General features: G+C 64.6%; 23 protein-coding genes. 13 read left to right on the top strand and 10 right to left on the bottom strand.

Annotation, left to right across the window (positions count from 1 at the left end; genetic code table 11):
* Positions 1-509 precede the first annotated feature (509 nt).
* Positions 510-1,454 carry an acetaldehyde dehydrogenase (acetylating) gene (locus tag PCE31107_RS12925; RefSeq protein WP_150608877.1) on the top strand — a complete coding sequence of 315 codons (945 nt, stop codon included), beginning with the start codon at positions 510-512 and terminating at the stop codon, positions 1,452-1,454.
* A 34-nt stretch (positions 1,455-1,488) separates the two neighbouring features.
* On the top strand, positions 1,489-2,508 hold the full coding sequence (dmpG, locus tag PCE31107_RS12920) for a 4-hydroxy-2-oxovalerate aldolase (protein ID WP_150608875.1): 1,020 nt from the start codon (positions 1,489-1,491) through the stop codon (positions 2,506-2,508).
* 120 nt (positions 2,509-2,628) lie between these two features.
* Here dmpG and PCE31107_RS12915 read toward each other — a convergent pair whose 3' ends face one another.
* Together PCE31107_RS12915 and PCE31107_RS12910 are read right to left on the bottom strand one after the other, a co-directional pair.
* The gene (locus PCE31107_RS12915) at positions 2,629-3,420 is read right to left on the bottom strand and encodes an IclR family transcriptional regulator (RefSeq protein ID WP_150608873.1); all 792 of its coding nucleotides are present in this window, start codon (positions 3,418-3,420) and stop codon (positions 2,629-2,631) included.
* Positions 3,420-4,370 (bottom strand): flagellar brake protein, encoded by a 951-nt coding sequence (locus tag PCE31107_RS12910; protein WP_150608871.1) that lies wholly within the window; start codon positions 4,368-4,370, stop codon positions 3,420-3,422. Before PCE31107_RS12910 ends, PCE31107_RS12915 begins: the two co-directional genes overlap by 1 nt.
* A 488-nt stretch (positions 4,371-4,858) precedes the next feature.
* On the opposite strand from PCE31107_RS12910, the gene PCE31107_RS12905 reads away from it, so the two are divergent.
* A complete protein-coding gene (locus tag PCE31107_RS12905; RefSeq protein WP_150608869.1) occupies positions 4,859-6,478 on the top strand; it encodes a hypothetical protein in 1,620 nt (539 codons plus the stop codon).
* A gap of 164 nt (positions 6,479-6,642) precedes the next feature.
* On the opposite strand, the gene ttdB is transcribed toward PCE31107_RS12905, so the two are convergent.
* The 3 genes from ttdB to PCE31107_RS12890 are packed head-to-tail and all read right to left on the bottom strand — an operon-like array spanning position 6,643 to position 9,492.
* Positions 6,643-7,251, bottom strand: coding sequence for a L(+)-tartrate dehydratase subunit beta (gene ttdB / locus PCE31107_RS12900; protein WP_150608867.1), 609 nt, complete (start codon positions 7,249-7,251; stop codon positions 6,643-6,645).
* The gene (ttdA, locus tag PCE31107_RS12895; protein WP_130025345.1) at positions 7,248-8,147 is read right to left on the bottom strand and encodes a L(+)-tartrate dehydratase subunit alpha; all 900 of its coding nucleotides are present in this window, start codon (positions 8,145-8,147) and stop codon (positions 7,248-7,250) included. Before ttdA ends, ttdB begins: the two co-directional genes overlap by 4 nt.
* A 43-nt stretch (positions 8,148-8,190) precedes the next feature.
* Entirely contained in the window at positions 8,191-9,492 is a 1,302-nt protein-coding gene (locus PCE31107_RS12890; RefSeq protein WP_150608865.1) for an MFS transporter, read from the bottom strand.
* Between the two features lie 204 nt (positions 9,493-9,696).
* On the opposite strand from PCE31107_RS12890, the gene PCE31107_RS12885 reads away from it, so the two are divergent.
* A complete protein-coding gene (locus tag PCE31107_RS12885; RefSeq protein WP_130025347.1) occupies positions 9,697-10,620 on the top strand; it encodes a LysR family transcriptional regulator in 924 nt (307 codons plus the stop codon).
* Positions 10,621-10,669: 49 nt separating this feature from the next.
* Here the strand turns inward: PCE31107_RS12885 and PCE31107_RS12880 are convergent, their stop codons facing one another.
* Genes PCE31107_RS12880 through PCE31107_RS12870 form a run of 3 tightly spaced genes read right to left on the bottom strand, consistent with a single transcriptional unit; the run spans position 10,670 to position 13,680 of the window.
* Positions 10,670-10,981 carry an AtuA-related protein gene (locus PCE31107_RS12880; RefSeq protein ID WP_130025348.1) on the bottom strand — a complete coding sequence of 104 codons (312 nt, stop codon included), beginning with the start codon at positions 10,979-10,981 and terminating at the stop codon, positions 10,670-10,672.
* A 1-nt stretch (position 10,982) separates the two neighbouring features.
* On the bottom strand, positions 10,983-12,350 hold the full coding sequence (locus tag PCE31107_RS12875) for an acyclic terpene utilization AtuA family protein (RefSeq protein ID WP_150608863.1): 1,368 nt from the start codon (positions 12,348-12,350) through the stop codon (positions 10,983-10,985).
* Positions 12,351-12,375: 25 nt separating this feature from the next.
* Positions 12,376-13,680 (bottom strand): CitMHS family transporter, encoded by a 1,305-nt coding sequence (locus PCE31107_RS12870; RefSeq protein ID WP_150608861.1) that lies wholly within the window; start codon positions 13,678-13,680, stop codon positions 12,376-12,378.
* 99 nt (positions 13,681-13,779) lie between these two features.
* Here PCE31107_RS12870 and PCE31107_RS12865 point away from each other — a divergent pair, with 99 nt between their 5' ends.
* Positions 13,780-14,673, top strand: coding sequence for a LysR family transcriptional regulator (locus PCE31107_RS12865; RefSeq protein ID WP_150608860.1), 894 nt, complete (start codon positions 13,780-13,782; stop codon positions 14,671-14,673).
* 135 nt (positions 14,674-14,808) lie between these two features.
* Here PCE31107_RS12865 and PCE31107_RS12860 read toward each other — a convergent pair whose 3' ends face one another.
* Positions 14,809-16,011 carry an ammonium transporter gene (locus tag PCE31107_RS12860; RefSeq protein ID WP_130025351.1) on the bottom strand — a complete coding sequence of 401 codons (1,203 nt, stop codon included), beginning with the start codon at positions 16,009-16,011 and terminating at the stop codon, positions 14,809-14,811.
* 382 nt (positions 16,012-16,393) lie between these two features.
* Between PCE31107_RS12860 and PCE31107_RS12855 the strand changes: the two genes are divergently transcribed.
* From PCE31107_RS12855 to PCE31107_RS12820, 8 genes are all read left to right on the top strand, one after another.
* Positions 16,394-16,693, top strand: coding sequence for an antibiotic biosynthesis monooxygenase family protein (locus PCE31107_RS12855; RefSeq protein ID WP_130025352.1), 300 nt, complete (start codon positions 16,394-16,396; stop codon positions 16,691-16,693).
* A 243-nt stretch (positions 16,694-16,936) separates the two neighbouring features.
* Positions 16,937-17,668: a FadR/GntR family transcriptional regulator gene (locus PCE31107_RS12850; RefSeq protein ID WP_150608859.1), complete on the top strand. Its 732-nt coding sequence runs from the start codon at positions 16,937-16,939 to the stop codon at positions 17,666-17,668.
* A gap of 50 nt (positions 17,669-17,718) precedes the next feature.
* Complete coding sequence (locus tag PCE31107_RS12845) at positions 17,719-19,131, top strand: FAD-binding oxidoreductase (RefSeq protein WP_150608858.1); 1,413 nt, start codon at positions 17,719-17,721, stop codon at positions 19,129-19,131.
* Between the two features lie 107 nt (positions 19,132-19,238).
* Positions 19,239-20,129, top strand: a complete 891-nt coding sequence (locus tag PCE31107_RS12840; protein WP_174966652.1) for an amidohydrolase family protein — start codon at positions 19,239-19,241, stop codon at positions 20,127-20,129.
* A gap of 90 nt (positions 20,130-20,219) precedes the next feature.
* The gene (locus PCE31107_RS12835; RefSeq protein ID WP_130025355.1) at positions 20,220-21,449 is read left to right on the top strand and encodes an MFS transporter; all 1,230 of its coding nucleotides are present in this window, start codon (positions 20,220-20,222) and stop codon (positions 21,447-21,449) included.
* Between the two features lie 75 nt (positions 21,450-21,524).
* Positions 21,525-22,274 carry an electron transfer flavoprotein subunit beta/FixA family protein gene (locus PCE31107_RS12830; protein ID WP_150608857.1) on the top strand — a complete coding sequence of 250 codons (750 nt, stop codon included), beginning with the start codon at positions 21,525-21,527 and terminating at the stop codon, positions 22,272-22,274.
* Between the two features lie 13 nt (positions 22,275-22,287).
* Positions 22,288-23,220 (top strand): electron transfer flavoprotein subunit alpha/FixB family protein, encoded by a 933-nt coding sequence (locus tag PCE31107_RS12825; RefSeq protein WP_150608856.1) that lies wholly within the window; start codon positions 22,288-22,290, stop codon positions 23,218-23,220.
* A gap of 104 nt (positions 23,221-23,324) precedes the next feature.
* Positions 23,325-24,428: an NAD(P)/FAD-dependent oxidoreductase gene (locus PCE31107_RS12820; protein WP_130025357.1), complete on the top strand. Its 1,104-nt coding sequence runs from the start codon at positions 23,325-23,327 to the stop codon at positions 24,426-24,428.
* A 166-nt stretch (positions 24,429-24,594) separates the two neighbouring features.
* Here the strand turns inward: PCE31107_RS12820 and PCE31107_RS12815 are convergent, their stop codons facing one another.
* Entirely contained in the window at positions 24,595-24,990 is a 396-nt protein-coding gene (locus PCE31107_RS12815) for a transposase (RefSeq protein WP_017233651.1), read from the bottom strand.
* Between the last annotated feature and the right edge of the window lie 8 nt (positions 24,991-24,998).

The following is a 24,998-nucleotide window of genomic DNA, read 5'->3' as shown; positions in this document are numbered from 1 at the left end:
CTCGCCGAAGAAGTCGTTTCGCGTCAATGACCTATCGTGGATATCGACGTGTTATTCACCGGGTTGTGAACATTTTCTGTGGATAACCTCTCGCCGCGTGCGCCCGCGTGGGCCATGCGAAATTGGGGTATCGCAAGACGCTCGACGGCGCGCAGCAAATGCGCGCCACCCTTTTTCTCTGTCCGATCAAGGACTTGAGAAAGCTATCCGCGAGTTGTCCACTGGCTTGCAAACAAATTCTGTGGATAACGAACTTCCGCGAAACCCCCGCCAGACGGCGTTTTCCCACGCGTGGCTCAACTTTCGCGCGCCCCCATTCTTCCCTGTCGAATCAGCCACTTGCCCTGCTTTTCCGCAAGTTATCAACGGGCTTGTGAACAAAAAATGTGGATAAGCTCGTGTTTTATCAATCTCAATATATGGGATCGATATTTACATATTGACATTTCGAGTGTCGCGCAATTACGATGCGGCTCATATCAGTGGACGGATACGTTCAGGAGACGACAGTGACGGAACGACGCAAACAGAAAGTGGCGATCATCGGCTCGGGCAACATCGGCACCGACCTGATGATCAAGGTGATGCGCAACAGCGAACATCTGGAAATGGGCGCGATGGTCGGTATCGATCCGGCCTCGGATGGCCTGGCGCGTGCGCAGCGCCTCGGCGTGCCGGTCACCGCGGAAGGTATCGACGGCCTGCTGGCGATGCCCGGTTTCGAGGACATTCGCATCGCATTCGACGCGACCTCGGCCAAGGCGCATGCGCATCACAACGCGCTGCTGCAAGCGCGTGGCGTGCAGGTGATCGATCTGACGCCGGCCGCCATTGGCCCGTACGTGATTCCGTCGATCAACCTCGACGCGCATCTGGACGCGCGAAACATCAACATGGTGACGTGCGGCGGTCAGGCGACCATCCCCATGGTCGCGGCCATCTCGCAGGTGGCGAAGGTGCATTACGCGGAGATCGTCGCGTCGATTTCGAGCAAGTCGGCGGGGCCGGGCACGCGCGCCAACATCGACGAGTTCACGGAAACGACGTCGAAAGCGATTGAAGTGCTGGGCGGGGCTTCGCGCGGCAAGGCGATCATTGTGCTCAACCCGGCGGAGCCGCCCCTCATCATGCGTGACACGGTGTTCGTGCTGTCCGAGCCGGGGGATGAGGCCGCCATTGCCGCAAGCATTCAGGCGATGGTCGACAAGGTGCATGCCTACGTGCCGGGCTATCGTCTCAAGCAACAGGTGCAGTTCGAGTTGTTCGACGCATCGCGCCCGCTCAACGTGCCGGGCTTGGGCAAGCTCACCGGCCTGAAGACCTCGGTCTTTCTAGAAGTGGAAGGGGCCGCGCACTATCTGCCGGCGTATGCAGGCAACCTCGACATCATGACCAGCGCCGCGCTGGCCTGCGCCGACCGTATCGCCGCCACTCGCCTGGCGCTCGCGGCCTGACGGTCGCACGCGCTCTCAGGAGACACACCTCATCATGACGCAGAAAAAGCTTTATATCTCCGACGTGACGCTGCGCGACGGCAGCCACGCAATTCGACACCAGTACCGCATTGCCGATGTGAAAGCGATTGCCGCCGCGCTCGACGCCGCGCATGTCGACTCCATCGAAGTCGCGCACGGCGATGGACTGGCCGGCTCCAGCTTCAATTACGGTTTCGGCGCCCATACTGATCTCGAATGGATTGCCGCCGTGGCCGAGACGGTCACGCACGCCAAGGTCGCCACCTTGTTGTTGCCGGGCGTGGGCACCGTGCACGATCTGCGCGAAGCCTACGACGCAGGGGCGCGTGTGGTGCGTATCGCAACGCACTGCACCGAGGCCGACGTCTCGCGCCAACACATTGCCTACGCGCGCGAGCTGGGCATGGACACGGTCGGCTTTCTGATGATGAGCCACATGACCACGCCGCAGCATCTCGCCGAGCAGGCCAAGTTGATGGAGTCGTATGGCGCGACATGTATTTATGTGGTGGATTCGGGCGGCGCGCTGGGTATGACCGACGTGCGCGAGCGCTTTCGCGCCTTCAAGGACGTGCTCAAGCCCGAGACGCTCACCGGCATGCACGCGCACCACAACCTGAGCCTCGGCGTGGCGAACTCCATCGTTGCGGTGGAGGAGGGCTGCGATCGCATCGACGCGAGTCTGGCGGGCATGGGCGCGGGCGCGGGCAACGCGCCGCTGGAAGTGTTTATCGCCGCGGCGTCGCGATTGGGTTGGCACCACGGCTGCGATCTGTACACGTTGATGGACGCCGCCGACGACCTCGTTCGCCCGTTGCAGGATCGCGCGGTGCGCGTGGATCGCGAGACGCTGGCGCTCGGCTACGCCGGCGTGTATTCGAGCTTCCTGCGTCACGCGGAAGCCGCTGCCGCGCGCTACGACCTCAAGACCGTCGACATACTGGTCGAGCTGGGGCAGCGTCGCATGGTGGGCGGTCAGGAGGACATGATCGTCGACGTGGCGCTCGATCTGCTCAAGCGACGCGCGGCGTAGCGCCCGGACGCGCATCGCCCCAGGGATCTCCCAGGGAGCCGCGTCTCCCACGCCTTAACGCCAACGGCCCTTGCACACAAGGGCCGTTTTTTTATCGACGAGAATCTCGGTCGACGAGCCTTAGCCCCCGTGACCGGACCAGCCGAGCTGGTGACTGATTTGCGCGGCGGCGTGCTTCACGCGCGGCACGAGTTCCTGCATGCGCTCGCGGCTCATGTACTTGGTCGTGCTCGAGACACTGATGGCGGCCACGATATGCTGGCTTGCGTCATACACCGGCGCGGCCACACAGCGAATTTGCGGCGTGTCGTCTTCCAGATCGAAGGCGTAACCGAGACGGGCGTAGTCGTGCATGCGGGCGAGCCACGCCTTCGTGTCGATCGACGTTGACGGCGCTTGCGACTGATAGTGAGCAAGTTGTGCCTTCCAAGCCGCTTCGTCCTGATCGAGCAACAGCGCCTTGCCCACGCCGGTCACGCAGATCGGCTTGCGTCCGCCAATGCGCGAGCTGATCTCCACGGCGCGTTGTCCCGGCAGTTTGTCGAGGTACATCACTTCCCAGCCGTCGGCGACGGCCAGATGCACGGTGTCCTGCGTCTCGCTCGCGAGCGATTCGAGCGTGGGGCGTGCGACGCGTGGCAAGTCGATTTGTCGGTAGGCAAGAAACCCCAGTTCGATGAGCTTGTTGCCCAGCCGGTAGCCGCGACGCGGCTCAAAACGCAGATACCCCGCGTGCACGAGCGCCGAGGCGATCCGGTGTGTGGTCGACGTTGTGATGCCGGTATGTGCCGAGAGTGCCGGCACGGTGTCGATGCCGGCGGCGACGGCTTCCACGATATCGAGGCCGCGGAAGAGCGTCTGGCTGGCGAGCGTGCGCGGACGCTCGGCCTCGGGAGGCTTCGGCTTCGCCATCAGGCCCCCCCGAGCGCCAGCAGGCGCTCGTAGACGTAGCACTTGAGCGCGACGTAATGCGACGGGTCGAGCACGGGCAATTCGACGCCGTGCAAATGACTGCCGTCGTCGCCTTGTTGCACGCTGCGGATCGTGCCACTGGCTTCGATGGGCATGTCGATGTCGCCGACACGCACGCGGAACGCGAGTTGCATGCTGTCGCCGGGCGCGCCGAGCGGCGCGTCGGCCAGCAGCGAGACACCTTCGGCGCTGACGTCTTGCAGCAGGGCAAGGTGGCGCGCCTCACCCGCACCGACCGATACGACCAGCCTGGCGGGCACGCGCTGCGAACGGCGCAGCACCTTGCGGCGGATCTGCGCCGGCGCGGAGAGCACGGCGTAATCGAACGGCAGCCGCTTCACACGCTCCACCGTACAGACGAAGTGGTAAATGTCTTCGCCGGAGAATGTCCAGAGTTCGAGCCGCTCGCCGGCGTGTAGGGTCAGCGGCGCGACGCGGCCCGTCGGGGCGGTGATGAACAGCATCTGATTCGGCGCGTATCCGATCACACGCGTGCGCACCCGCTGCGACCCGGCGCCCGGCGGCAATTGGATCTGCAGCCAGTCGCCGGGGCGCAGATTCAGGTCGGTGAGCGCGTACTGCGGTTGCGTCGCGCCGGCGGCGGCAGAGCTCGCATTGTCGGGAGCCGCCGCCGCGGGCGCGGTAACGTCGGATGGGGCGAGGTCGTCTCCACCGAGGTTGGCGACCCGGTGCGGGGCGAACGACGCGAACAGCCAGTCGCGGCCCGCCTGTGTGGGGACGATATCGCCCGCGGCAAGCAGGGGTTCCCCATTGCGATCAACGATGGCCCAGGGCAGGGCGTCGCCCAGGGGGATCTCGTGGGGCGCGAGCGGGACAAGGGGAAGCGCATGGAGGGGCGCGGCAGACGTCTGAGATGAGGTATCGACCATTGGGGCAGGGGGCGCGCGGCGGGCGCGCTCGCGTTCGTGCGTTGAAATGTCGTGGATCGTTAGCTGGCCGGCATGGTATCGGCCCACCGGCTTCGCGGCAATCGTAGCGAAGGGGGACTCGCCGGAATGCGCGAGCGACCGCTGACGTCAGGTGTCCGAAAGTCTACCCCGGCGCATTGGCACTTGGCGAGAGGGGAGTTGTACTCTGCCCTGTGCAAGCTGCGTAAGTGGGCACTCGCTGGGGGATGGTTGCGACGCGGCACTGACGGGGTTCAACGGCTGGATTCGGGATGGGCGCGCGTGCTCGCTCCATGGGGCACGGCATGCGTCATGCCATCTCCCTATAGTTGACGGTTTGCCGGCGCGCCCGGCGGCGACCAGGTGGGGGGGGAGCGATGTGGTACCAGCAGTGTGCAGGCGCAAGCGGTTGGGGAGGGGCCTGGGGCCCGGCGCCGGCCGTTGGGCGGTCGGGACGGCCGGAGGCGACGATGCCGCGCCGCGCCGCGCGAACCGATATTGGCGCCCGTCTGACGCAGACGGCCAACACGGCGAGGGATGCGCGCAGCGATGGGGGCGTGCTGTCACATCGCGTCGATCCTGCGCTTGCGCAGGCCTTTGCCAAGGCGTGGGCGGGATTGTGGGTGACGACCGGGCCATGCCAGCACTTCTATCGCAAGGAGTTCGATCTTGCGCACGCGCGCGACGCGCGTCTGGCGCGCAACGTCGCGCAGGTCGAGGCGATGTTGGCGCCCACTCACGACGAGGGCGTGCATTACGGCACCGCTAACGCGAGTCGCCCGGCTACCGCTACCGCCAACGCCAACGCCAACGCCAACGCCAACGCCAACGCCAACGCCGACGCATCGGCCACGCCCACTGCTATCAAGGTCGATGTCGACCCGATGTGTCGCGACATTGCGCGATGGATCGACACGGTGGCCGCGACCGGCGATCGCGGTTGGCATTTTCGTGCGGCGCGCGATGCCCTGTCGCTCATGGGCAACCTGTCGCTGCTCGCGATCATTGCCGCGTGCTTTTACCGGGAGGAGGGCGCGCCAGGGGACGCCGGGACGCCGGGCGCCGGTCGCGGCGCCTCGATCGCCAACACCCCGTTTGGGGTGCCGTGGGCCGACTGGACGCTGCTGGCGTTCGAGGGCGCGAAGGGCGTCGTGACGCAGTCGCTCGGTTCGCCGACGCTGATTCGTCACCATGCCGTCGACGAAGTGCTCAAGCGCATGGACGCGGGATGCCGGCTGCTGGAAGCGTGCGTGGTACCGCCTGCGCCATCCCCTGACGCGCCGTCGTCGTGGCGCGGCACGCTGAGCACGCTCACACGTGCGCGCGACGTCGCCACGCTCTTCACATTCGCCAACACGGCCGTGCCGCCCGCGCGGCTGGGTCTTTGGATGCCGTCCTGGTTCGCGAGCGAGCCGAGCCCGTCTAGCGGGACCGATGGTTATCGAGGCATCTTGCGCGTGGCCGGGCTCATGCTCGATTCCTGTCGCGCGGTGACGAGTCTGCTCGGCACCTGGGCGCGCAATGCGGTCTTCACTCGCGATGCGCAGGACTTGACGCGCCGATGGGAATCGCTTTGTGAGCGGCTCGCGACGGTACCGGCCGACGATCAGGCGACCGTCCTCGATCGCGTCGATCGTGTGACGCAGCTCTCCACGCATTGCGACACCCCGCTGCTGGCGGCCATCGCGTCGAGCGAGGCCTTACGTGAGCGCCTACTGACGTGCGGCGAATCGTTGACGGCGAACGACATCGCCGCCGCTTGTGTCGCGTTCGACGTGCAGTGCCACACGTCGTGCGTTGATGGCCACCGCTATCTGAGCCTGAATCCGGCCGAGAGTCCGTGGGGATATCGATGGCAGGGGGAGGCGTGGCAATGTGGGGGCGCGACACCTGTCCGAACGTCGTATCGGTTGCTGCTGCTGTATCAGCACTGGAGCGCGGCGTTACTGGAACGTGTGGTGTCGTCGTGCGGTACGCCGGCGGCGCAAGCGACCGAGGCGTCGCCGAATGATCGACCCACTGTCCCGCCGGGCGTTACGCGCACGCGCTCGGGCGTAGCGCATGTCGATATCGAGTCGACGTGGGTGTGAGGAGATGGCGCAGCGCCGCACGCTGAGCCGTCATGACGGCGGCTTGGCGTTCGTTGATCGTGCGTGCGCGGCCATGGAAATGAAGTGGCCGCCGGCCAACGGCGGCCCGCAGGGGACTCGCAACGGGCGGCGGCCTAGGTTCTGGCGCCCCTGCGTTCCTGCGCTTACTTGATGAAACTCAGTTGTTCACTGATTTTCGCGAGAATCGGCGCTTTCTTATCGTTGAACGTCACCTTGTTTTGCTGGATCAGGTTGTTGCCCTTTGTGTCGATCGACACGATGAGCGGCCCGAACACCTTCACGCGGTTGATCCACAACGTCTCCGGCATGCCCAGGTCCTGCCATTGCGCGCCTTCGATTTCCTCGACCAATGTTGCTGCCAGCACCGCGCAGCCGCCAGGGAAAATGGCGTGAATGGCCTTGTGTTCCTGGCAGCCGGCGGCCGTCTCCGGTCCCATGCCGCCCTTGCCGACGATCAGCTTCACGCCGGTCTTGCGGATGAATTCGCGCTCGAACTTCTCCATGCGCATGCTCGTGGTCGGGCCGATGGACACCATCTCGAAACCGCCGTCGTCCTTCTTGCGCACGATGGGTCCCGCGTGGAAAATCGCGCCGCCTTCGAGGTTGACGGGCAACTCGCGTCCCTGCTCGATCAGGCGACGGTGCGCCACGTCGCGACACGTGACGAGACGCCCGGTCAGGTACACCACGTCGCCGACGTTGAGGTCTTCCAGGTCTTCATCCTTGATCGGGGTCGTCAGGATCTTCTTCACAGCACCACTCCTTCGTGGGAAAGCACTTCGTAGGACAGGTCGGCGTTAAAGCGAATCTTGCCGCGGCGGTGGGCCCAGCAACCGGTGTTGATCGCCACGCCGATGGTGGACGGATGGCGCGCCGACGATTCGATGTTCACGCCCATCACGCTGTGGTTGCCGGTCAACCCCTGCGGGCCGATGCCGACTTCGTTCAGGCCTTGTTCGAGCAGTTGTTCCATCAGCGCGGCGCGCGGGTTGTCGCTCTTCGAATCGACCGGACGCAGAATCGCCAGCTTGGAGAGCCGCGCCGCCGTCTCGACCGAGGTCGACACGCCCACGCCAACGAGCAGCGGCGGGCAGGCGTTCACGCCACGCTCGGTGATGACGTCCATGACGAACTCCGCCACGCCTTCGTAGCCTTGGCCCGGCATCAGCACCTTGGCGGCACCCGGCAGGGTGCAGCCGCCACCGGCCATATACACGTCGATCGTGCAGGTGTCCTGTTGCGGCACGATGCGCCAGTCGAGCCACGGAATCTGCGTGCCGGTGTTGGTGCCGGTGTTGTGCTCGTCGAAGGTTTCAACCGCGTTGTGGCGCAGCGGTCCGATGCGCGTGGCGGTTTCGGTCGCCTCGCGCAGAATCTCTTCCAGTTCGCCCAACAGCGGGAAATTGGCGCCGGCCTCGATGAAATACTGGATCACGCCGGTGTCCTGGCAGCTCGGACGATCGAGCTTGTCCGCGGCTTCCTGGTTACCCGCCATCGAGTCGTACACCGACTTGGCGAGCGGGTTGGTTTCCAGCGTTCGCAAATCGGCCAGCTTTGCCTTGACGTCCTTGGGCAATCGCTTGCCAATGTAGGCCGTGAATTTGGCCATGGTGTCCGTCAGGGACTGAATGGATGCTTCCTTGTCCATGGGGTGCTCCTTGAAAAATGGTTCGGTGGCGTGCTCGGTGCACTCAATGCGCGACGGCACCGTTTGCTGTGGATGCCGGCTTGCGGGTGCGGGCCAGCACGAGGGTCAGTGCGGCGGAGAGCACGAGCAGGCCGGCGACGAAATACAGTCCGCCCTCGAAACTGCCGGTCTTGTCCTTGATCCAGCCGATCATGGCCGGGCCGACGAAGCCGCCGAGGTTGCCGATGGAGTTGATGGTGGCGATGCCCGTCGCGGCGGCCGTGCCCGACAGGAACGTCGTCGGCATGCTCCACAGCGGCGGCTTGGCGCAACTGATGCCGATATTCACAAGCGCGAGTGCGGCAATGAGACCGACGATGCTGGTGGCGCCCGTGGCCACAACCAGTCCCACAGCCGCCGCCAGGCAGGCGATCACGACGTGCCAGGCGCGCTCGCCGGTGCGATCGGAATGACGCGACCACAGGATCATTGCGACCACGGAGAGCAGCGGGGGGATCGCGTTGAGCAAGCCGACCGTCATCGACGAGACGCCGAGTTGCTTGATGATCTGCGGTGCCCAGATGCCCAGCGTGTAGAGCCCTGCCGAGGTGCCGAAGTAGATCAGGGAGAGCGCCAGCACACGCGGATTGGTCAGGCCGCTCAGGAGGCCGTGCGCCGCATGTCTCGCCTTGCTGGCGGCTTCCGCGCGCATCGTGTCGACCAACCAGGTGCGCTCGTCGTCCTTGAGCCACTTGGCCTGCTCCGGCTTGTCGGTCATGTAGAAGAAAACGACCACGCCCAATACCAGCGCCGGCACGGCTTCGAGAACGAACATCCACTGCCAGCCGGCCAGACCCGCCAGGCCATGCATTTGCAGAAGCGCGGCTGAGATGGGCGAGCCGATCGCGGTCGACAGCGGGGCCGCGGCCATGAACAGCGCCGTCACACCGGCACGGTGCCGCGCGGGAAACCAGAAGCTCAGGTAAAGAATGATGCCGGGGAAAAATCCGGCTTCCGCCGCGCCGAGCAGGAAGCGCACGATGTAGAAGCTGGTCGTGCCCTGAACGAAGGCCATGGCCGCGGAGATGATCCCCCACGTCACCATGACGCGCGCAATCCAGAGGCGGGCACCGACCTTGTGCAGAACGATGTTGGAGGGCACTTCGAACATGAAGTAGCCCCAGAAGAAAATGCCTGCGCCGAAGCCGAGCGCCGAGGCGCTGAAACCCAGATCCTTCTTCATGGTCAGCGCCGCGAAGCCGATATTGACCCGGTCGATGTAGGCGATGAAATACAGCAGCACGATGAAGGGAACGATGCGCCAGGTGATGCGGCGCAGCGTGCGTTTTTCCAGCTCGTTATCCATGGGGTGTCTCCTGTTGTTCCGACACGCAGCCGGGTCTGGCTGCATGGGTGTTGTCTGCCATCTGATGTGGCATGCCGGCCGACCTCGATGTACGTGTCCGAATCGGGCGTTCGCGACACGAGGCTGGCTGGTAACGGAGATTAATGCTTGGGATAAATAGTTGAATCGATGTAAAGTTAATTCATTGTTGCGAAAAATTTACGAATGAACGCGGATACGGAACTCCAATTCTTTTGTACGCTGGTGCGGCAGGGCAGTCTGGCGGCGACGGCACGCGAGCTGAATCTCACGCCGCCGGCCGTGTCGCGGCGGTTGTCGAATCTGGAGGATCGTCTTGGCGTGCGGCTGCTCAACCGGACGACGCGCCGCATCAGCCTGACCAGCGAGGGGGAGGTGTACTTCGCCCACGCGCAGCGCATCCTGAGCGATATCGACGACATGGAGCGCCTGGTATCGAGCAGCCGGGCGGCGCCGAAAGGGACGCTCCGGGTCAATGCGCCTTTGGGGTTCGGGCGCTCGTATGTCGGCCCGGCCATCTCGTCGTTCACGCTGGCGTATCCCGATGTGGAAGTGCAACTACACCTCACGGACCGGCCCGTCGGGCTCCCCGACGACGGCATCGATATCGCGATCCGATTCGGGGAGATGCCGGACTCCCGGCTCACGGCGCGCAGGATTGCCGCGAACCGGCGCATGCTCGTGGCCTCGCCGGGCTATTTGCGCGCGGCGGGCGAGCCGGCGTATCCGCATGACTTGACGCAGCACGAGTGCATCGTGCTGCGTCAGAACGACGGGGCTTACGGCAATTGGCGGCTCAGCCGGGGCGGGAATACCGAGACGATCAAGGTGCACGGCAAGCTGAGCACCAACGACGGGGAGGTCGCCCTGAACTGGGCGCTGGACGGGCGCGGCATCCTGATGCGCGCCCAGTGGGATGTGGCGAAGTATTTGCGCACCGGTCGACTGGCGCACGTGCTAACCGAGTACGAGACGCCGCCGGCCGACATCTACGCGGTGTATCCGGAGCGCCTGAACCTCTCGGCGAAGGTCACTTGCTTCGTCGACCATCTGCGCGACTATCTTGGCCAGCATGCCGACGGGCCGTCGCCGGTCGGTGCGAAATGGTAGGGCGTCGGTCGTCGGGGTGGGCGTGTCGGCGCGTCGAGCGCGTCGCGTGTCAATCCGGCGTCGCGACCTCAAAATCCAGCAAGGCTGAACTCATCGATTTGCCGTGGGCGTCCAGCGCGAGCGAGCGCGTCACGCCGCCCCCGAGCGCCTTGCCCAGGACGAAATTGAACGCGCCCAGGCAAGGCAGTTCGTAACGCACGACATCACCAAGCACGACGTCCCCCAGAAACGCCTTCACCCGCTCGGCCGTGACTTCGGCGCGCAAGTGCTCGTAATGCTTTGCGTCGTAGCAGATGAGCGAGACGTTGAGTGTGTTGCCCTTGTCGCCCGTGCGCGAATGCGCGAGTTCACGCAGCTTCATCTCAGATCTCCACGAAGGTAAAGGACGGCTTGACGTGCTCGCGTGGCAACAGCACCGACTGGACCGCGAGCACCTCGCGTACGGACTTGGTCACGCCACCACCGCCGGCGGGACCGTTGGTGTACAACGTCTCGACTTCGTTGCCAATGCGTAATGCCTGCTCGGCGGATGACATACGTCCCGCCACGCGCACACGGACTTCATAGGGCTCGGCGTGGCGCGCGCCCGCCGTTTCTCCGTGCAGCGAATTCATGCCGATCAGATCGCAGCGCAATTCGCTCGTCTGCACCCCCGTCAATGCCAGTCGTTCGCGAACGATATCGAGCGCTAGCCTCGCCCGTGCCACGGCGCCCGGGCCCCCGTAAGAGATCTGCCCTTCGCCAATGAATCCGTCGACGTAGCCGACGGAAACTTTGAGCGTGTCCGTGCGGGGGGTGCCGCGTCCGCCCGTCACCTGGATCCGGTCGGAGGCTTCTTCCGCCACGCGCACTTGCGAAAAGTCGGCCACGACGTCGGGCTGAAGATATCGCCGGGGATCATGAATCTCGTAAAGCAACTGCTCCTTGCATGTGGCTTGTGTCACGCGTCCCCCGGCGTCGGGCAGCTTGGTGATGACGACCGATCCGTCGGGCGCGACTTCGCCAATCGGGAACCCGAGCGTCGCGAGGTTGGGCACGTCCTTGTAGCCCGGATCGGCGAAGTAGCCGCCGGTGATCTGTCCCGCGCACTCCAGCAGATGCCCGACGACGGTGGCCTGTCCCAGCGTTTCCCAATCGTCCATGCGCCATCCGAACTCGTGGATCAGCGGCGCGACGAACAACGAAGGGTCGGCCACCCGGCCCGTCAACACGATTTGCGCGCCCGCCGCCAGGGCATCGACGATGCCGGCCGCGCCCATATACGCATTGGCCGACACGATACGATTCCCGTAAGACGCCACGCGCTCGCCCGTTTCTTCGAAGTGGGCGTCGCCTTGCAGCACGACGTCGAGCACGTCGTCGCCGGTGACGGCGGCGATCTTCACGCCGCCGAGCCCCAGTGCGCGAGCGATCTCCGCTGTCTTTCGTGCCGCCGCGAGCGGGTTGGCCGCGCCCATGTTCGAGATGATCCGCACGCCATTGCGCAGCGCTGCCGGCAGTACGGCGGTCATGCGTGCTTCCAGCAACGGGTCGTAGCCCGATTGCGGGTCTCGGCGACGTGCCTGTTGCGCAATGCCAATCGTGCGTTCGGCCAGGCATTCGAAGACGAGATAGTCGAGCGCGCCTCGCTGCGCGAGTTCAACGGCAGGCTCGATGCGGTCGCCCGAGTATCCGGCGCCTGCGCCGATCCGGATTCGTCGCGAAGACGGGGTGGGTTGCGTGCCGTTCATGCGGGTCGGGTCCGTTCAGTAAGGCTTAAAGCGTGAAGACGCCGAGTGCGACACACGCGATCGTCATGACGATGGATGCGCCGAACAGCAGCGGAAACGTGAACTTCTGATGGTCGGCCAGATCGATGCCGCACAGGCCGACGACCAGGAAGGTGGCGGGCGTGAGGGGGCTGACCGGGAATCCTGTCGTCATCTGGCCCAGCAGGGCGGCTTGCCCGACGTGCACGGCCGGCACGCCCAGCTGTCCGGCGACCTCGGCGATGACAGGCAGTACGCCGAAGTAAAACGAGTCGGGGTCGAAGAGCATGCTCAGCGGCATCGACAGCAGACCGAGCGCGACCGGAATGTGGCCCGCCATGTCCGGCGGCACGAAGCCGACGGCCGCTTGCGCCATCGCCTTGAGCATGCCGCTGCCTTGCATCACCCCGGTGAAGACGCCCGCGGCGAGCAAAATGCCGGCCATCATCAACGCCGCGCGTGCGTGTGCGTCGATGCGTTTGCGTTGCATGTCGACGTCCGGGTAGTTCACCATCAATGCAACGCACAGGCCCACCATGAACATGATCGCGGGCGGCAGCTTCTCGCCCATCACGACCATCGTGCCGAGCACGACCAGCGTAAGGATGATGTTGAACCAGAAGAGCTTCGGACGGCGCAGCGCCTGTTGCTCCGGCGAGAGTTCGCGTTTGGGCATCGGGATCGAACCGCTCGCGGCGGTGAGGCCGAGCCGCTTCTCTTCCCGGCGGCCGAGCCAGTAGGCCATGCCGAACACGAAGACCAGCCCGATGGCTTGCACCGGAATCAGCGGATTGAACAGGCTCGACACCGGCAGATGGAGCGACGCCGACGCTCGAATCATCGGCCCGGTCCACGGCAGGAAGTTGATGCCCGCGGCCATCGACACGGCGGCTGCCAGCACGCGGCGGTCCATGCCCAGACGGTCGTAAAGCGGGAGCATGGCCGGAATCGTCACGAGGAAGCACACGGCGCCGGAGCCGTCGAGGTGGATCAGCAGGGCCAGCAGCGTCGTGCCCATGACGATGCGCGTGGGTCGGGTGCCGACGGCTTTCAGGATGCGATCGATGATCGGATCGAGCGTGCCGGCGTCGGTGATGGTGCCGAAGTAGAGAATCGCAAAGACGAACATGCCGACGACAGGCGCGAGGCTCTTGAGGCCGTCGATCACGAACTTGCTGGTTTGAAAGCCGAACCCGCCGATCAGCGACGCCACGATGGGCACGATGATGAGCGCGACGAGCGGCGACATGCGTTTCGAAAGAATCGCGCCGAGCAGCACGACGATGGTAGCCAGCCCCAGTAATGGCAGCATGTGCTTGTCTCCCATGTTGTTTTTTGATGCGATCGAGCGTAAGTTCGAGGCGTTGATAAATCAATTGAAATGATTTGATCGCAGCAATCAAAAAACATAATGGATTTGAATCTACGAGACATCCGCGCGTTTATCGCGGTGGCGCAGACGGGCAGCTTCACACGTGCGGCGTCGCGACTGCATTTGTCACAGCCGGCATTGACTGTGCAGATTCGGCGGCTGGAGGAGACGGTCGGCGTGCGGCTGTTCGATCGCAACAGCCGCAATGTTGCGCTGACGCCGACGGGGCGTGAGCTACTGCCGTTGTTGCAGAGGTCGCTGCATGACATGGAGCATGTGCTGATCGATGCCCGCGCGCTCGGCGACGGGTCGAGCGGCACGGTACGCATTGCCTGTTTGCCGACGTTTGCGGCGAGTGTGCTGCCGGAGTTGATCCAGCAAATGAAGGCCGCGGTGCCGCGTGCCGGCTTTCACGTGAGAGATGCCGTCGCTGGGGTGGTCGAGACGCTGGTGCATAACGAAGAGGTCGATATTGGCCTGACAGGCGGCGAGTTGAGCGACGCGGAGGTTGACGTGCTGTATGCAGGCGCCGATCACCTGATGGCGGTGCTCCCGGCGCGGCATGCGCTGGCGCGGCGCAAGCGCATATCGCTGACGGATCTCGCGAGCGTGCCACTGGTGCTGACGGCGCAAGGCACGAGTGTGCGAGCCGTTGTGGATGGCGCGTTTGCGAGGGGTGGTTGTACACCGGAAATCGCCTGCGAGCCGACGTACATGATGACGGCCGTCGCCATGGTCCGCGCGGGACTCGGGGTGACGATCCTGCCGGCGTCGGCCCGGGAAGTGAGGGCGGAACCGGAATTGCGGGTTCGCCCCATCGATCACAACGCGTTCGTGCGGCCCATCGCGTTGATCAAGAAGCGCGGGAGGACACTGCCTCCCGTCACGCAAACGTTTGTGGCGATGTTGCTGGAGAGGTTGGAGACGGGGTAAGCCGAAGGGGTAAGGGGCGAGAGGCCGGAGGCCGTTCCCGGCGCTCAGGCGGCCTTCGAGCAATATTGACGTCCAAGCCTCGCGATCGGCGCAGCGTTGCGCGTCAGCGCTTCGTGCGACGTGGCGCGAGCACGCTCACCAATTCGTCTCACGCTCCGGCGTGGCGGTGATCTTGTGGATGGAGAGGTCGGCGCCGTAGTACTCCTGTTCGTCGTCGAGCCGTAGGCCCACACAACGTTTGATCACACCGTACACGACATACCCGCCGGCGAAGGCGATCACCACGCCCATCACGGTCCCGGCGATCTGTGCGAGGAAGCTCACGCCGCCCACGCCCCCGAGCGCCTTCTGTCCGAAGATGCCGGCCGCCACTCCGCCCCACACGCCGCACACGCCGTGCAACGGCCACACGCCGAGCACATCGTCGATGCGCAGACGGTTCTGCGTCACCGTGAACAGCCACACGAACAGGCCGCCGGCGACCGCACCGACAACAAGCGCGCCCAGCGGATGCATGACGTCCGAGCCCGCGCACACGGCAACGAGTCCCGCGAGCGGGCCGTTATGGATGAAGCCGGGGTCGTCGCGTCCGACCCACATCGCCACGAGCGTGCCGCCCACCATCGCCATGAGCGAGTTCACGGCGACCAGCCCCGAGATGCCGCCCACGCGTTGTGCGCTCATCACGTTAAAGCCGAACCAGCCGACAATCAGGATCCACGCGCCAAGCGCCAGGAACGGAATCGAAGACGGCGGATGCGCGGCGACTTGTCCCTGGCCGTTGTAGCGTCCGCGGCGTGCGCCGAGGTGCAACACCGCCGCCAGCCCGATCCAGCCGCCGACAGCATGCACGACCACCGAGCCCGCAAAATCATGGAACGGTGCCCCCAATGCATGCGTGAACCAGTCCTGAACCCCCAGATGGCCGTTCCAGGCGATGCCCTCGAAGAACGGGTAAATCACGCCGACGAGGAAGAACGTCGCCACGGACTGCGGGTGAAACTTGGCGCGCTCCGCGATGCCGCCCGACACGATGGCGGGAATCGCCGCCGCGAATGTCAGCAGGAAGAAGAAGCGAACCAGCGCATAGCCGTTGTGCTCCGACAGCACTGTGGCACTCGACCAGAAATCGACGCCGTACGCGAGCGGATAGCCGATGAAGAAATAGGCGAGACCCGAGACCGCGAAGTCGGTCAGGATCTTGACGAGGGCGTTGACCTGATTCTTCTTTCGAACAGTGCCGAGTTCGAGAAACGCAAAGCCAGCGTGCATGGCAAGCACCAGGATCGCGCCGAGCAGGAGGAACAGCACGTCGCCGGGTGTATTGGAATTGGGCATGAATGTGCTCTTTTGGTGCAAACATGAAGAAGAACGATGATATGCAAGAGTGGTGCCAGCAATTTGTATCCTATTGATTGATATTGATGTTTTGTCTGGTGATATGAAATTGTCGGCGCCATGCTGCACGTTGATGGTGCCGTGTGGCGTGTCGATGAGCGAAGTCCGTGCATCGACGTGACGCGCGATGGCCGAAAAAAGCGGAAAGGATGTGCAGCCGTTCATGCGATGCGTCGCGTGAACGCGCGGTATAGAATCTGACGGTCTCGCGGGGCCATGCGCCTGCCCGGTGTCGACGATGCCGGGCCGCGGGCCGCGCCATCATGCGACGACAACCAGATCGACATAAGCGCTATCACGCGCAAATCACTGAGGAAATCCGATGATCTTTGAAATCGCCCAGATCGAAGTGAAGCCCGGCACCGAAGCCGCGTTCGAGCAAGGTGTCGCCAAGGCGACGCCGTTGTTCAAGGGCTCCAAAGGCTGCCACGGTATGCGTTTGCTCAAGTCCATCGAGCAACCGACGCACTACAGCCTCGTGGTGACGTGGGAAACGCTCGAAGACCACACCGTCCACTTCCGCAACTCGGAAGCGTTCCAGCAATGGCGTGCGCTGGTGAGCGACTGCTTCGCGGCGCCGCCGAACGTCGGCCACGTCACGGAAGCGCTGATCGGCTTCTAAGGGCGTCGCGCAACACGCGCAATCCCCGTGTCGCGCGCATCAATGCCGCACCGCAGGCGGTGAGGGGGTAAGTCTCCCTCGCCGCCTTTGTCATTCATGGAATGGGCGCGCGATGGAAATGGGACGGGGGCGAGCGGCCAAGCCGTGACAGAATCCGGCTGAAGCCTAGGGTTAACGCGATGAGGTACGTCAAAAGTTTTCATATAACATGCAAACCAGAAAAATATCGGATGGCATGCCAGGATGACGACGAAGCCCAGAACCTTGACCGAACAGGTCGCGCAACAACTGCAGGACGCGATCCGGCAGGGGGTGTATCCGGTTGGCACCAAGCTGCCGACCGGCAAGCAACTCGCCGAGACGTACGGTGTGAGCCAAGCGGTGATCCGCGAAGTGACTGAGCGTCTGCGCGCCCAAGGGTTGATCGACAGCCGGCAAGGGGCGGGCGTGACCGTGAAGGCCCGCACGCCTTCGAGCGGCTTCCAGGTTCCGGCCGGGCACGATGCCGCCGATCTCGCCAGCGTCTATGAACTGCGTCTCGATCTGGAGAGCACGGCGGCCGCGCTCGCCGCCGTTCGTCATACCGACGAAGACATTCGCCGACTCGCCGACATCCTGGCGAAACTCGAGACGAATCTGTATCACGCCGACAACGGCGTGGAGTACGACACCGCATTTCACGCCGCGATTGCACGTGCGACGCACAATCGTTACTACGCCGATCTTCTTCAGTACCTGAACCTGCAAATGCGGCAGGTCGTGCAAGCGGCGCGTTCGAACACGCTGCGCCACGAGGGACTCGCCGCGCAGGTGCATCAGGAACACGTGGCTGTTTTCAACGCCATCAAAGCGCGCGATCCGCTGCTCGCGCGCGCGGCGTCGCTCTCGCATCTGTTGCGTGCTTCGGCGCGTCTCGGGCTGACGCTGCCCGAGCGCGACATCATTACCGGCGCCATCGCGCCGACCCGCGCCTGACTCGTCGTCAGATGCCATCCTCCGCACCGTAACCCTCGACGCGTGATCCTATGACTCTCGCTGCTTTCGCTCAACGCCTTGTCGACGCCGTCGGCGCCGACAGCGTTTTCACCTCCCCCGACGACGTTGCGCCGTGGCTCGCTGACTGGCGCGGCATGTATCGCGGCAACGCCCAGGCGGTCGTGCGTCCGCGCACGACGGACGACGTCGCGAAGATTCTTGCGCTGTGCCAGAGCACGGGCACGCCGGTCGTGCCGCGTGGCGGCAACACGGGCCTATGCGGTGGCGCCACGCCCGACGCATCGGCGCAGAACGTGGTGCTCAGTCTTGATCGCATGCATACCGTGCGCAGTCTGGATACCATCGCCAACACGCTGGTGGCCGAGGCCGGCTGCATTCTCGAAGACCTGCAACGCGTCGCGCGCGATGCAAACCGCCTGCTGCCGCTCAGTCTCGCGGCCGAGGGCTCGTGTCAGCTCGGCGGCAACCTCGCGACCAACGCCGGCGGCGTGAACGTCGTGCGCTACGGCATGACGCGCGAACTGGTGCTCGGCGTCGAAGCCGTGCTGCCGAACGGCGAGATCCTGCATGGCCTGCGCACCCTGCGCAAGGACAACACCGGTTACGACCTCAAGCAGTTGCTCATCGGCTCGGAAGGCACGCTCGGTATCATCACTGCAGCGGCGTTGCGGCTCTACGCGCCGACCCCCGTGCGTCAGGTGGTGATTGCCGCGGTCACGTCGCCGCGTCAGGCGCTGGCCTTGTATGAATTGCTGTTTGCGGCGTGCGGCCCGCGCATGCAGGCGTTCGAGTTCTTCACGGGCGAGTGTGTCGACCTGGTGATGGCGCATGTGCCCGACGTGCGTGCGCCGTTCGGCGAGCGACACCCCGGCTACGTGCTGATCGAGCTGGCCGATACGGCGGACGAACAAGCGCTGGCCGCCTTGCTGGAGCGCGTGATCGAAACGGCCATCGAGCGCGATCTGTGTGCCGACGCCGTGGTGTCGTCCACGCTCGGGCAGGTGGAGGCGATGTGGAAGTTGCGTGAGGAAATCTCCGAGGCGCAGCGCGCCGACGGACCGCACCTCAAGCATGACGTTTCGCTGCCCATCGAAGCGATTCCGGATTTCATGACGAGCGCCGAAGCGCGCGTGCGGCGCGTGTGCCCGCAGGTGCGTCCCTTCATCTTCGGGCATTTCGGCGACGGCAATCTGCATTACAACCTGTCGCGTCCCGCGGGCGAGGCGGCCGACTTCATGGCGAAGCACGGCGAGGCAATCACCGCCGAAGTGCTCGACGAAGTGGCGCGTTACGGCGGCAGCATCAGCGCCGAGCACGGCATCGGGCAGCTCAAGCGCGCGTCCTTCGCGAAGTACAAGTCGCCGCTGGAGTTGCGCTTGATGCGCGAGATCAAGGCCGTGTTCGATCCGGCCGGCATCATGAATCCGGGCAAGCTGCTGTAAGCGCGTGCTTTGTCGATGAGTGCCGGCGTCCCCGGCGCTCGATCGGTTTTCCCCCGGCGTGCGCCCGACGTTCCGAGCGTCGCCCTCGCATCCCTTGAGGAGTCGATATGATTGTTACCCCCGCCGCCGGAGCGCCGCTGTGCCTCGGCCCGCTGCCCGAGATTGATCCACCGTCGTTCGTGGTGCCGTTCGGCGCCGTCGACACGCACGCGCACGTGGTCGCGGCGAGCGAGGCGTACCCGATGGTGCCCGAGCGCAGCTATACGCCGCCGCCCGCGCCCGAAGACAAGTATCTCGCGATGCTCGATGCCACCGGCATGACCTACGGCGTGCTGGTGCAAATCAGCGTCTACGGCACGGATAACCGCTATCTGCTCGAGACACTGCGCCGTCATCCCGACCGTCTGCGCGGTATCGCGGTGGTCTCGCCGGAGGTGACCGACGCCGAACTCGAGGCGATGCACGCGGCGGGCGTTCGCGGGCTGCGCATCAACGTGCTGTTCGGCGGTGGCATCGGCTTCAAGGCGATGGAAACGCTCGCGCATCGCATCAAGGATCTCGGCTGGCACATGCAGTTCCTGATGGACGTGAACGCGCTGCCCGAGCTCATGCCGCGTATGACGAAGCTGCCGGTGCCGGGTATCGTTGATCACATGGGACACACGCCGGTGGCCCAAGGGCTCGACGCCCCCGGCTTTTCAGCACTGCGCTCGCTCGTGCGCGATCACGGGTACTGGGTGAAGCTCTCGGGGGCTTATCGCATCAGCGAGCGTTTCCCGACATTCGACGACGTCACGCCGTTCGCGCAAGCACTGATCGAAGACGCCCCCGATCGCATGGTCTGGGGCAGCGACTGGCCGCATGTGTCGCTCACGCGCATGCCGAACACCGGTGCGTTGCGCAATCTGCTGCCGCTGTGGGCGCCCGACGCCGACACACGCCGCCGCATTCTCGTGGACAACCCGGCGCGTCTTTACGGGTTTTCGGCCACGGCCTGACGCACTGACTTTGCCGGCATTGTCGGGCGCACCGCGCGCCCGCGTACGAACCCCACTTCAAAGCACTTCAAAACGTCAGGAGGAGACAAGATGGACTGGTATCGGCAGATGAACAAGACGGAGCGGCGCACGTTTGTCGCGGCATTCGGCGGCTGGGCGCTCGACGCGCTTGACTTCATGGTGTTCACCTTCGTCATCACGACGTTGATCACCGTCTTCCAGATCGACAAGGCGCAGGCCGGCATGCTGGCCACCGTGACCCTGTTGTTCTCGGCCATCGGCGGGTGGCTGGCGGGCGTGCTCGCCGACCGCTTCGGGCGCGTGCGCATTTTGCAAGCGACGATTCTGTGGTTCTCGATTTGCACGGTCCTGATCGGCTTTGCGCAGAACTTCGAGCAGATCTTCGTGCTGCGCGCGTTGCAGGGGCTGGGCTTCGGCGGAGAGTGGGCCGTGGGGTCGGTGCTCATGGGCGAGATCGTTCGCACCGAGTATCGCGGACGCGCCGTCGGCACGGTGCAAAGCGGATGGGCCATCGGCTGGGCGGTGGCGGCGCTGTGCTACACGGCGTCGTTCTCGTTGCTGCCCGAGACTTATGCCTGGCGCGTACTCTTCTGGATTGGCGTGATCCCTGCGCTGTTCGTGCTCTTCATTCGCAAGAACGTGCCGGAACCGGCGCTGTTCGAGCGCACACGCAAGCAGGAAGCCTCCGCGGCCAAGCGCACGTCGGCCTGGGCGATTTTCTCGCCGTCGCTCATCAAGACCACGGCGCTTGCCGCGCTGCTGTGTACCGGCGTGCAGGGCGGTTATTACGCCGTGACGACATGGTTGCCCACGTTCCTGAAGACGGAGCGTCATCTGTCGGTCATCGGTACCGGCGGCTATCTGCTCGTGATCATTCTGGGGTCGTTCATCGGCTATCTGACGGGGGCTTATCTGACCGACCGTCTGGGGCGTCGGGCCAACCTGCTGATTTTCGCCGTGCTGTCGGGCGTGACCATCTACGCTTATACCCAGCTTCAATTGAGCAATGATCAGATGCTCGTCCTCGGCTTCCCGCTGGGCTTCGCGGCGTCGGGCATTTTCAGCGGCATGGGGGCTTACTTGACCGAGTTGTTTCCGTCGGCGGTGCGCGCCAATGGTCAGGGCTTCACCTACAACTTCGGGCGCGGCTTCGGTGCGCTGTTCCCGAGCCTGGTCGGTTATCTGGCCAAGACCAGCGGTCTTGGTGCGGCCATCGGCATGTTTGCCGGCGGTGCCTATCTTGTCGTGCTGATTACCGCCTTGTTGTTGCCTGAAACGAAAGGGCGCGAGATCGAGTAAGGTCGTACGTTCCCGGGGGGCAAGCGCCGTCGTCGTGGCTCGCCGCCCGGGTTTTCTGAATCAAGGGAGTTCCGCATGAAGGTGCTTGTCCCCGTCAAACGGGTAGTGGATTACAACGTAAAGGTTCGCGTGAAGAGCGACGGCAGTGGCGTCGACATAGCGAACGTGAAGATGTCGATGAATCCGTTCGACGAAATCGCGGTGGAGGAGGCGGTGCGCCTGAAGGAAGCGGGCGTGGCGACGGAAGTGATCGCGGTGTCGGCGGGCGTGGCGCAGTCGCAGGAGACGCTGCGCACGGCGCTGGCGATCGGCGCGGACCGCGCGATCCTGATCGAGTGTGACGACGAGCTGCAACCGCTGGCCGTGGCGAAATTGCTCAAGGCCATCGTCGACAAGGAACAGCCGCAACTGGTGATCCTGGGCAAGCAGGCCATCGACGACGACTCCAATCAAACCGGACAGATGCTCGCGGCGCTGGCGAAGCTGCCGCAGGCGACGTTCGCCTCGAAGGTGACGGTGGCGGACAACCGCGCGCAAGTCACGCGCGAAGTGGATGGCGGTCTGGAGACGGTGTCGCTGTCGCTGCCGGCGGTGATCACGACGGACCTGCGCCTGAACGAGCCGCGTTACGTGACGCTGCCCAACATCATGAAGGCGAAGAAGAAGCCGCTGGAGACGGTCAAGCCGGCGGATCTGGGGGTGGATGTGACGCCACGGCTGAAGACGCTCAAGGTGGTGGAGCCGCCCAAGCGCAGCGCGGGGGTGAAGGTGGCGGACGTGGCGGCGCTCGTCGAGAAGCTGAAGACTGAAGCCAAGGTCATCTAAGGGAGACGACGAGATGAGCATTCTGGTAATTGCGGAACACGACAATCAATCGATCAAGGCTGCGACCCTGAACACGGTGGCCGCCGCGCTGCAATGCGGCGACGACGTGCATGTGCTGGTGGCGGGCAACAACGCGAAGGCGGCGGCTGACGCGGCCGCGCAGATCGCCGGTGTGAAGAAGGTACTGCTGGCCGATGCGCCGTACTTCGGTGACGGCCTGGCCGAGAACATCGCCGACGAGGTGGTGTCGATCGCAGGGGCGTACTCGCACATCCTGGCGCCGGCCACGGCGTACGGCAAGAACATCGCGCCGCGCGTGGCGACACTGCTGGATGTCGCGCAGATTTCGGACATCACGAAGGTCGACAGCGCGGACACGTTCGAGCGCCCGATCTATGCGGGCAACGCGATTGCGACGGTGCAAAGCGCGGACAAGGTAAAGGTGATCACGGTGCGCTCGACGGGGTTCGATCCCGTTGCGGCCAGCGGTGGCAGCGCGGCGGTGGAAACCGTGGCGGCCACGCCGGACACGGGCGTGTCGCAGTTCGTGGGTCGTGAAGTGACGAAGCTGGACCGTCCGGAACTCACGAGCGCGAAGATCATCGTCTCGGGCGGCCGGGGCTTGGGCAGCGGCGAGAACTACACGAAGGTGCTCGAGCCGCTGGCGGACAAGCTGGGCGCGGCACTGGGCGCCTCGCGCGCGGCGGTCGATGCGGGTTACGTGCCCAACGACTACCAGGTCGGCCAGACGGGCAAGATCGTGGCGCCGCAGTTGTACGTGGCGGTGGGCATTTCGGGGGCGATCCAGCACTTGGCGGGGATGAAGGATTCGAAGGTGATCGTGGCGATCAACAAGGATCCGGAAGCGCCGATTTTCTCGGTGGCGGATTACGGTCTGGTGGGCGATCTGTTCACGGTGGTGCCGGAGCTGACGGGCGCACTGTAAGCGTGAGGCTGCGGGATCGTCTCCCGCAGCCGATCCGCATGAGGAGGCTGGCCCGCGACGGTGTGGCGTCTTCATGCGAATCGGAAAGTCACGAAGGAACAGCGATGGATAAAGTCGATTGCGTGGTGATCGGCGCGGGCATCGTCGGGTTGGCCGTCGCGCGGGCGATGGCCATGGCCGGCCGGGAAGTGATCATCCTGGAATCCGAGCGCGCGATCGGCACCGGCACCAGCTCGCGGAACAGCGAAGTCATTCACGGCGGTATCTACTACCCACCCGGCTCGCTCAAGGCGACGTTGTGCGTCGAGGGCAAGCATCGCCTGTATGCGTTTTGCGCCTCGCATGGCGTGGCGCATCGGCGTTGCGGCAAGTTGATCGTCGCGACCAACGATCGTCAGGTGGGCGAGCTCGAGGCCATTGCCGCCAATGCGCGCGCCAGCGGTGTAGACGACCTGCAATGGCTCACTGCAGGCGAAGTCGCCCGGCGCGAGCCGACACTCCAAACCTTTGGTGCGTTACTGTCGCCGTCAACGGGCATCGTTGACAGCCACGGTCTGATGCTCGCCTTGCAGGGCGATGCGCAAAGCGCGGGGGCCATGCTCGCGTTCGACGCGCGCGTCGTCGGTGCCCGGGTGGGGCACGCCGAGGGCATCGAGCTGGATGTCGACACGGCAGGTGTCACGTCGACGCTGCGCGCCAACATCGTCGTCAACAGCGCAGGTCTTTATGCCGTGGATGTCGCGCGCACGTTCGTCGGCCTTGCCCCCGAATACATTCCGCCGCGCTACTACGCGAAGGGAAGTTACTTCACCTGTGCGCAGCGCGCGCCGTTCTCGCACCTGATCTATCCCGTGCCGGAGCCGGGCGGGCTGGGCGTACACCTGACGCTAGATCTCGCGGGACAAGCCCGTTTCGGGCCGAACGTGGCATGGGTCGACGAGATTGACTACACCGTCAATGCCGCCGATGGCGATGGTTTCTACGCGGCGGTGCGGCGCTATTGGCCGGCATTGGCAGACGGCGCGCTGCAGCCCGGCTATGCCGGCATTCGACCGAAGATCAGTGCACCCGGCGAGCCGGCGGCAGACTTCCGCATCGATGGGCCGGCGGTGCATGGTGTCGCGGGACTCGTCAACCTGTTCGGTATCGAGTCCCCCGGACTGACGGCGTCACTCGCGATTGCCGAAGCGGTGCGCGCGGCGCTTTGACGTGCGTTTCGATGTAAAAACGCGAGAGGTGACCGGTGGTCACCTCTCGCGCATTAGGCAGCTATCTGGCTAACCCCGTCGTGCGGTTCCAACGGTGCCGCGGGCGTTGCGCGGCATGCCTGTCGGACAAGAATCGGTGTGAAGGTGGTCGTGGTGGGTTTGCCGGTCAGCGCACGGCAACCGGCGGCTTCCACGAGGCCGGGTTGGTCCAGAACACCCCGCGCAGGCGATCGGTGTCGCCGCAGGGCGTGCTGCGGGTCGGCTTGCTGATCTGACCCGCGCAGGTGCTGATATCGCGGCCCGATTGTTGCAGGCGCTTCAGGATCGTATCGAGCATGCCTGATTCGCGCCACTCGTTGAGTTTGCGGCGGCAAGTCGGCACGGAGGGGTACTGCATGGGTAGCTTGGACCAGCTTTCGCCCGTGAACAGCACCCACAAGACAGCATTAGTCAGCGTGCGCTGCTCGACTTGAGGGCGGCCACGCCGCTCCGTACGGACCGGACGGTCACAAATCAGATCACGCAGGGCGTGCCATTCAACGTCGCTCAGTTCAGTAAACATAACACCTC

This window comes from Pandoraea cepalis, from assembly GCF_902459625.1.
GTDB lineage: Bacteria > Pseudomonadota > Gammaproteobacteria > Burkholderiales > Burkholderiaceae > Pandoraea > Pandoraea cepalis.
Note: the sequence above shows the minus strand (reverse complement) of the source record. Positions and strands in the feature narration are given on the sequence as shown.

Coding starts and splice junctions, on each gene's coding strand:
- dmpG (WP_150608875.1), top strand. CDS start 1,489: ATGACGCAGAAAAAGCTTTATATCTCCGACGTGACGCTGCGCGACGGC.
- PCE31107_RS12915 (WP_150608873.1), bottom strand. CDS start 3,420: ATGGCGAAGCCGAAGCCTCCCGAGGCCGAGCGTCCGCGCACGCTCGCC.
- PCE31107_RS12910 (WP_150608871.1), bottom strand. CDS start 4,370: ATGGTCGATACCTCATCTCAGACGTCTGCCGCGCCCCTCCATGCGCTT.
- PCE31107_RS12905 (WP_150608869.1), top strand. CDS start 4,859: ATGCCGCGCCGCGCCGCGCGAACCGATATTGGCGCCCGTCTGACGCAG.
- ttdA (WP_130025345.1), bottom strand. CDS start 8,147: ATGGACAAGGAAGCATCCATTCAGTCCCTGACGGACACCATGGCCAAA.
- PCE31107_RS12890 (WP_150608865.1), bottom strand. CDS start 9,492: ATGGATAACGAGCTGGAAAAACGCACGCTGCGCCGCATCACCTGGCGC.
- PCE31107_RS12885 (WP_130025347.1), top strand. CDS start 9,697: ATGAACGCGGATACGGAACTCCAATTCTTTTGTACGCTGGTGCGGCAG.
- PCE31107_RS12880 (WP_130025348.1), bottom strand. CDS start 10,981: ATGAAGCTGCGTGAACTCGCGCATTCGCGCACGGGCGACAAGGGCAAC.
- PCE31107_RS12875 (WP_150608863.1), bottom strand. CDS start 12,350: ATGAACGGCACGCAACCCACCCCGTCTTCGCGACGAATCCGGATCGGC.
- PCE31107_RS12870 (WP_150608861.1), bottom strand. CDS start 13,680: ATGCTGCCATTACTGGGGCTGGCTACCATCGTCGTGCTGCTCGGCGCG.
- PCE31107_RS12865 (WP_150608860.1), top strand. CDS start 13,780: ATGGATTTGAATCTACGAGACATCCGCGCGTTTATCGCGGTGGCGCAG.
- PCE31107_RS12860 (WP_130025351.1), bottom strand. CDS start 16,011: ATGCCCAATTCCAATACACCCGGCGACGTGCTGTTCCTCCTGCTCGGC.
- PCE31107_RS12855 (WP_130025352.1), top strand. CDS start 16,394: ATGATCTTTGAAATCGCCCAGATCGAAGTGAAGCCCGGCACCGAAGCC.
- PCE31107_RS12850 (WP_150608859.1), top strand. CDS start 16,937: ATGACGACGAAGCCCAGAACCTTGACCGAACAGGTCGCGCAACAACTG.
- PCE31107_RS12845 (WP_150608858.1), top strand. CDS start 17,719: ATGACTCTCGCTGCTTTCGCTCAACGCCTTGTCGACGCCGTCGGCGCC.
- PCE31107_RS12840 (WP_174966652.1), top strand. CDS start 19,239: ATGATTGTTACCCCCGCCGCCGGAGCGCCGCTGTGCCTCGGCCCGCTG.
- PCE31107_RS12835 (WP_130025355.1), top strand. CDS start 20,220: ATGGACTGGTATCGGCAGATGAACAAGACGGAGCGGCGCACGTTTGTC.
- PCE31107_RS12830 (WP_150608857.1), top strand. CDS start 21,525: ATGAAGGTGCTTGTCCCCGTCAAACGGGTAGTGGATTACAACGTAAAG.
- PCE31107_RS12825 (WP_150608856.1), top strand. CDS start 22,288: ATGAGCATTCTGGTAATTGCGGAACACGACAATCAATCGATCAAGGCT.
- PCE31107_RS12820 (WP_130025357.1), top strand. CDS start 23,325: ATGGATAAAGTCGATTGCGTGGTGATCGGCGCGGGCATCGTCGGGTTG.
- PCE31107_RS12815 (WP_017233651.1), bottom strand. CDS start 24,990: ATGTTTACTGAACTGAGCGACGTTGAATGGCACGCCCTGCGTGATCTG.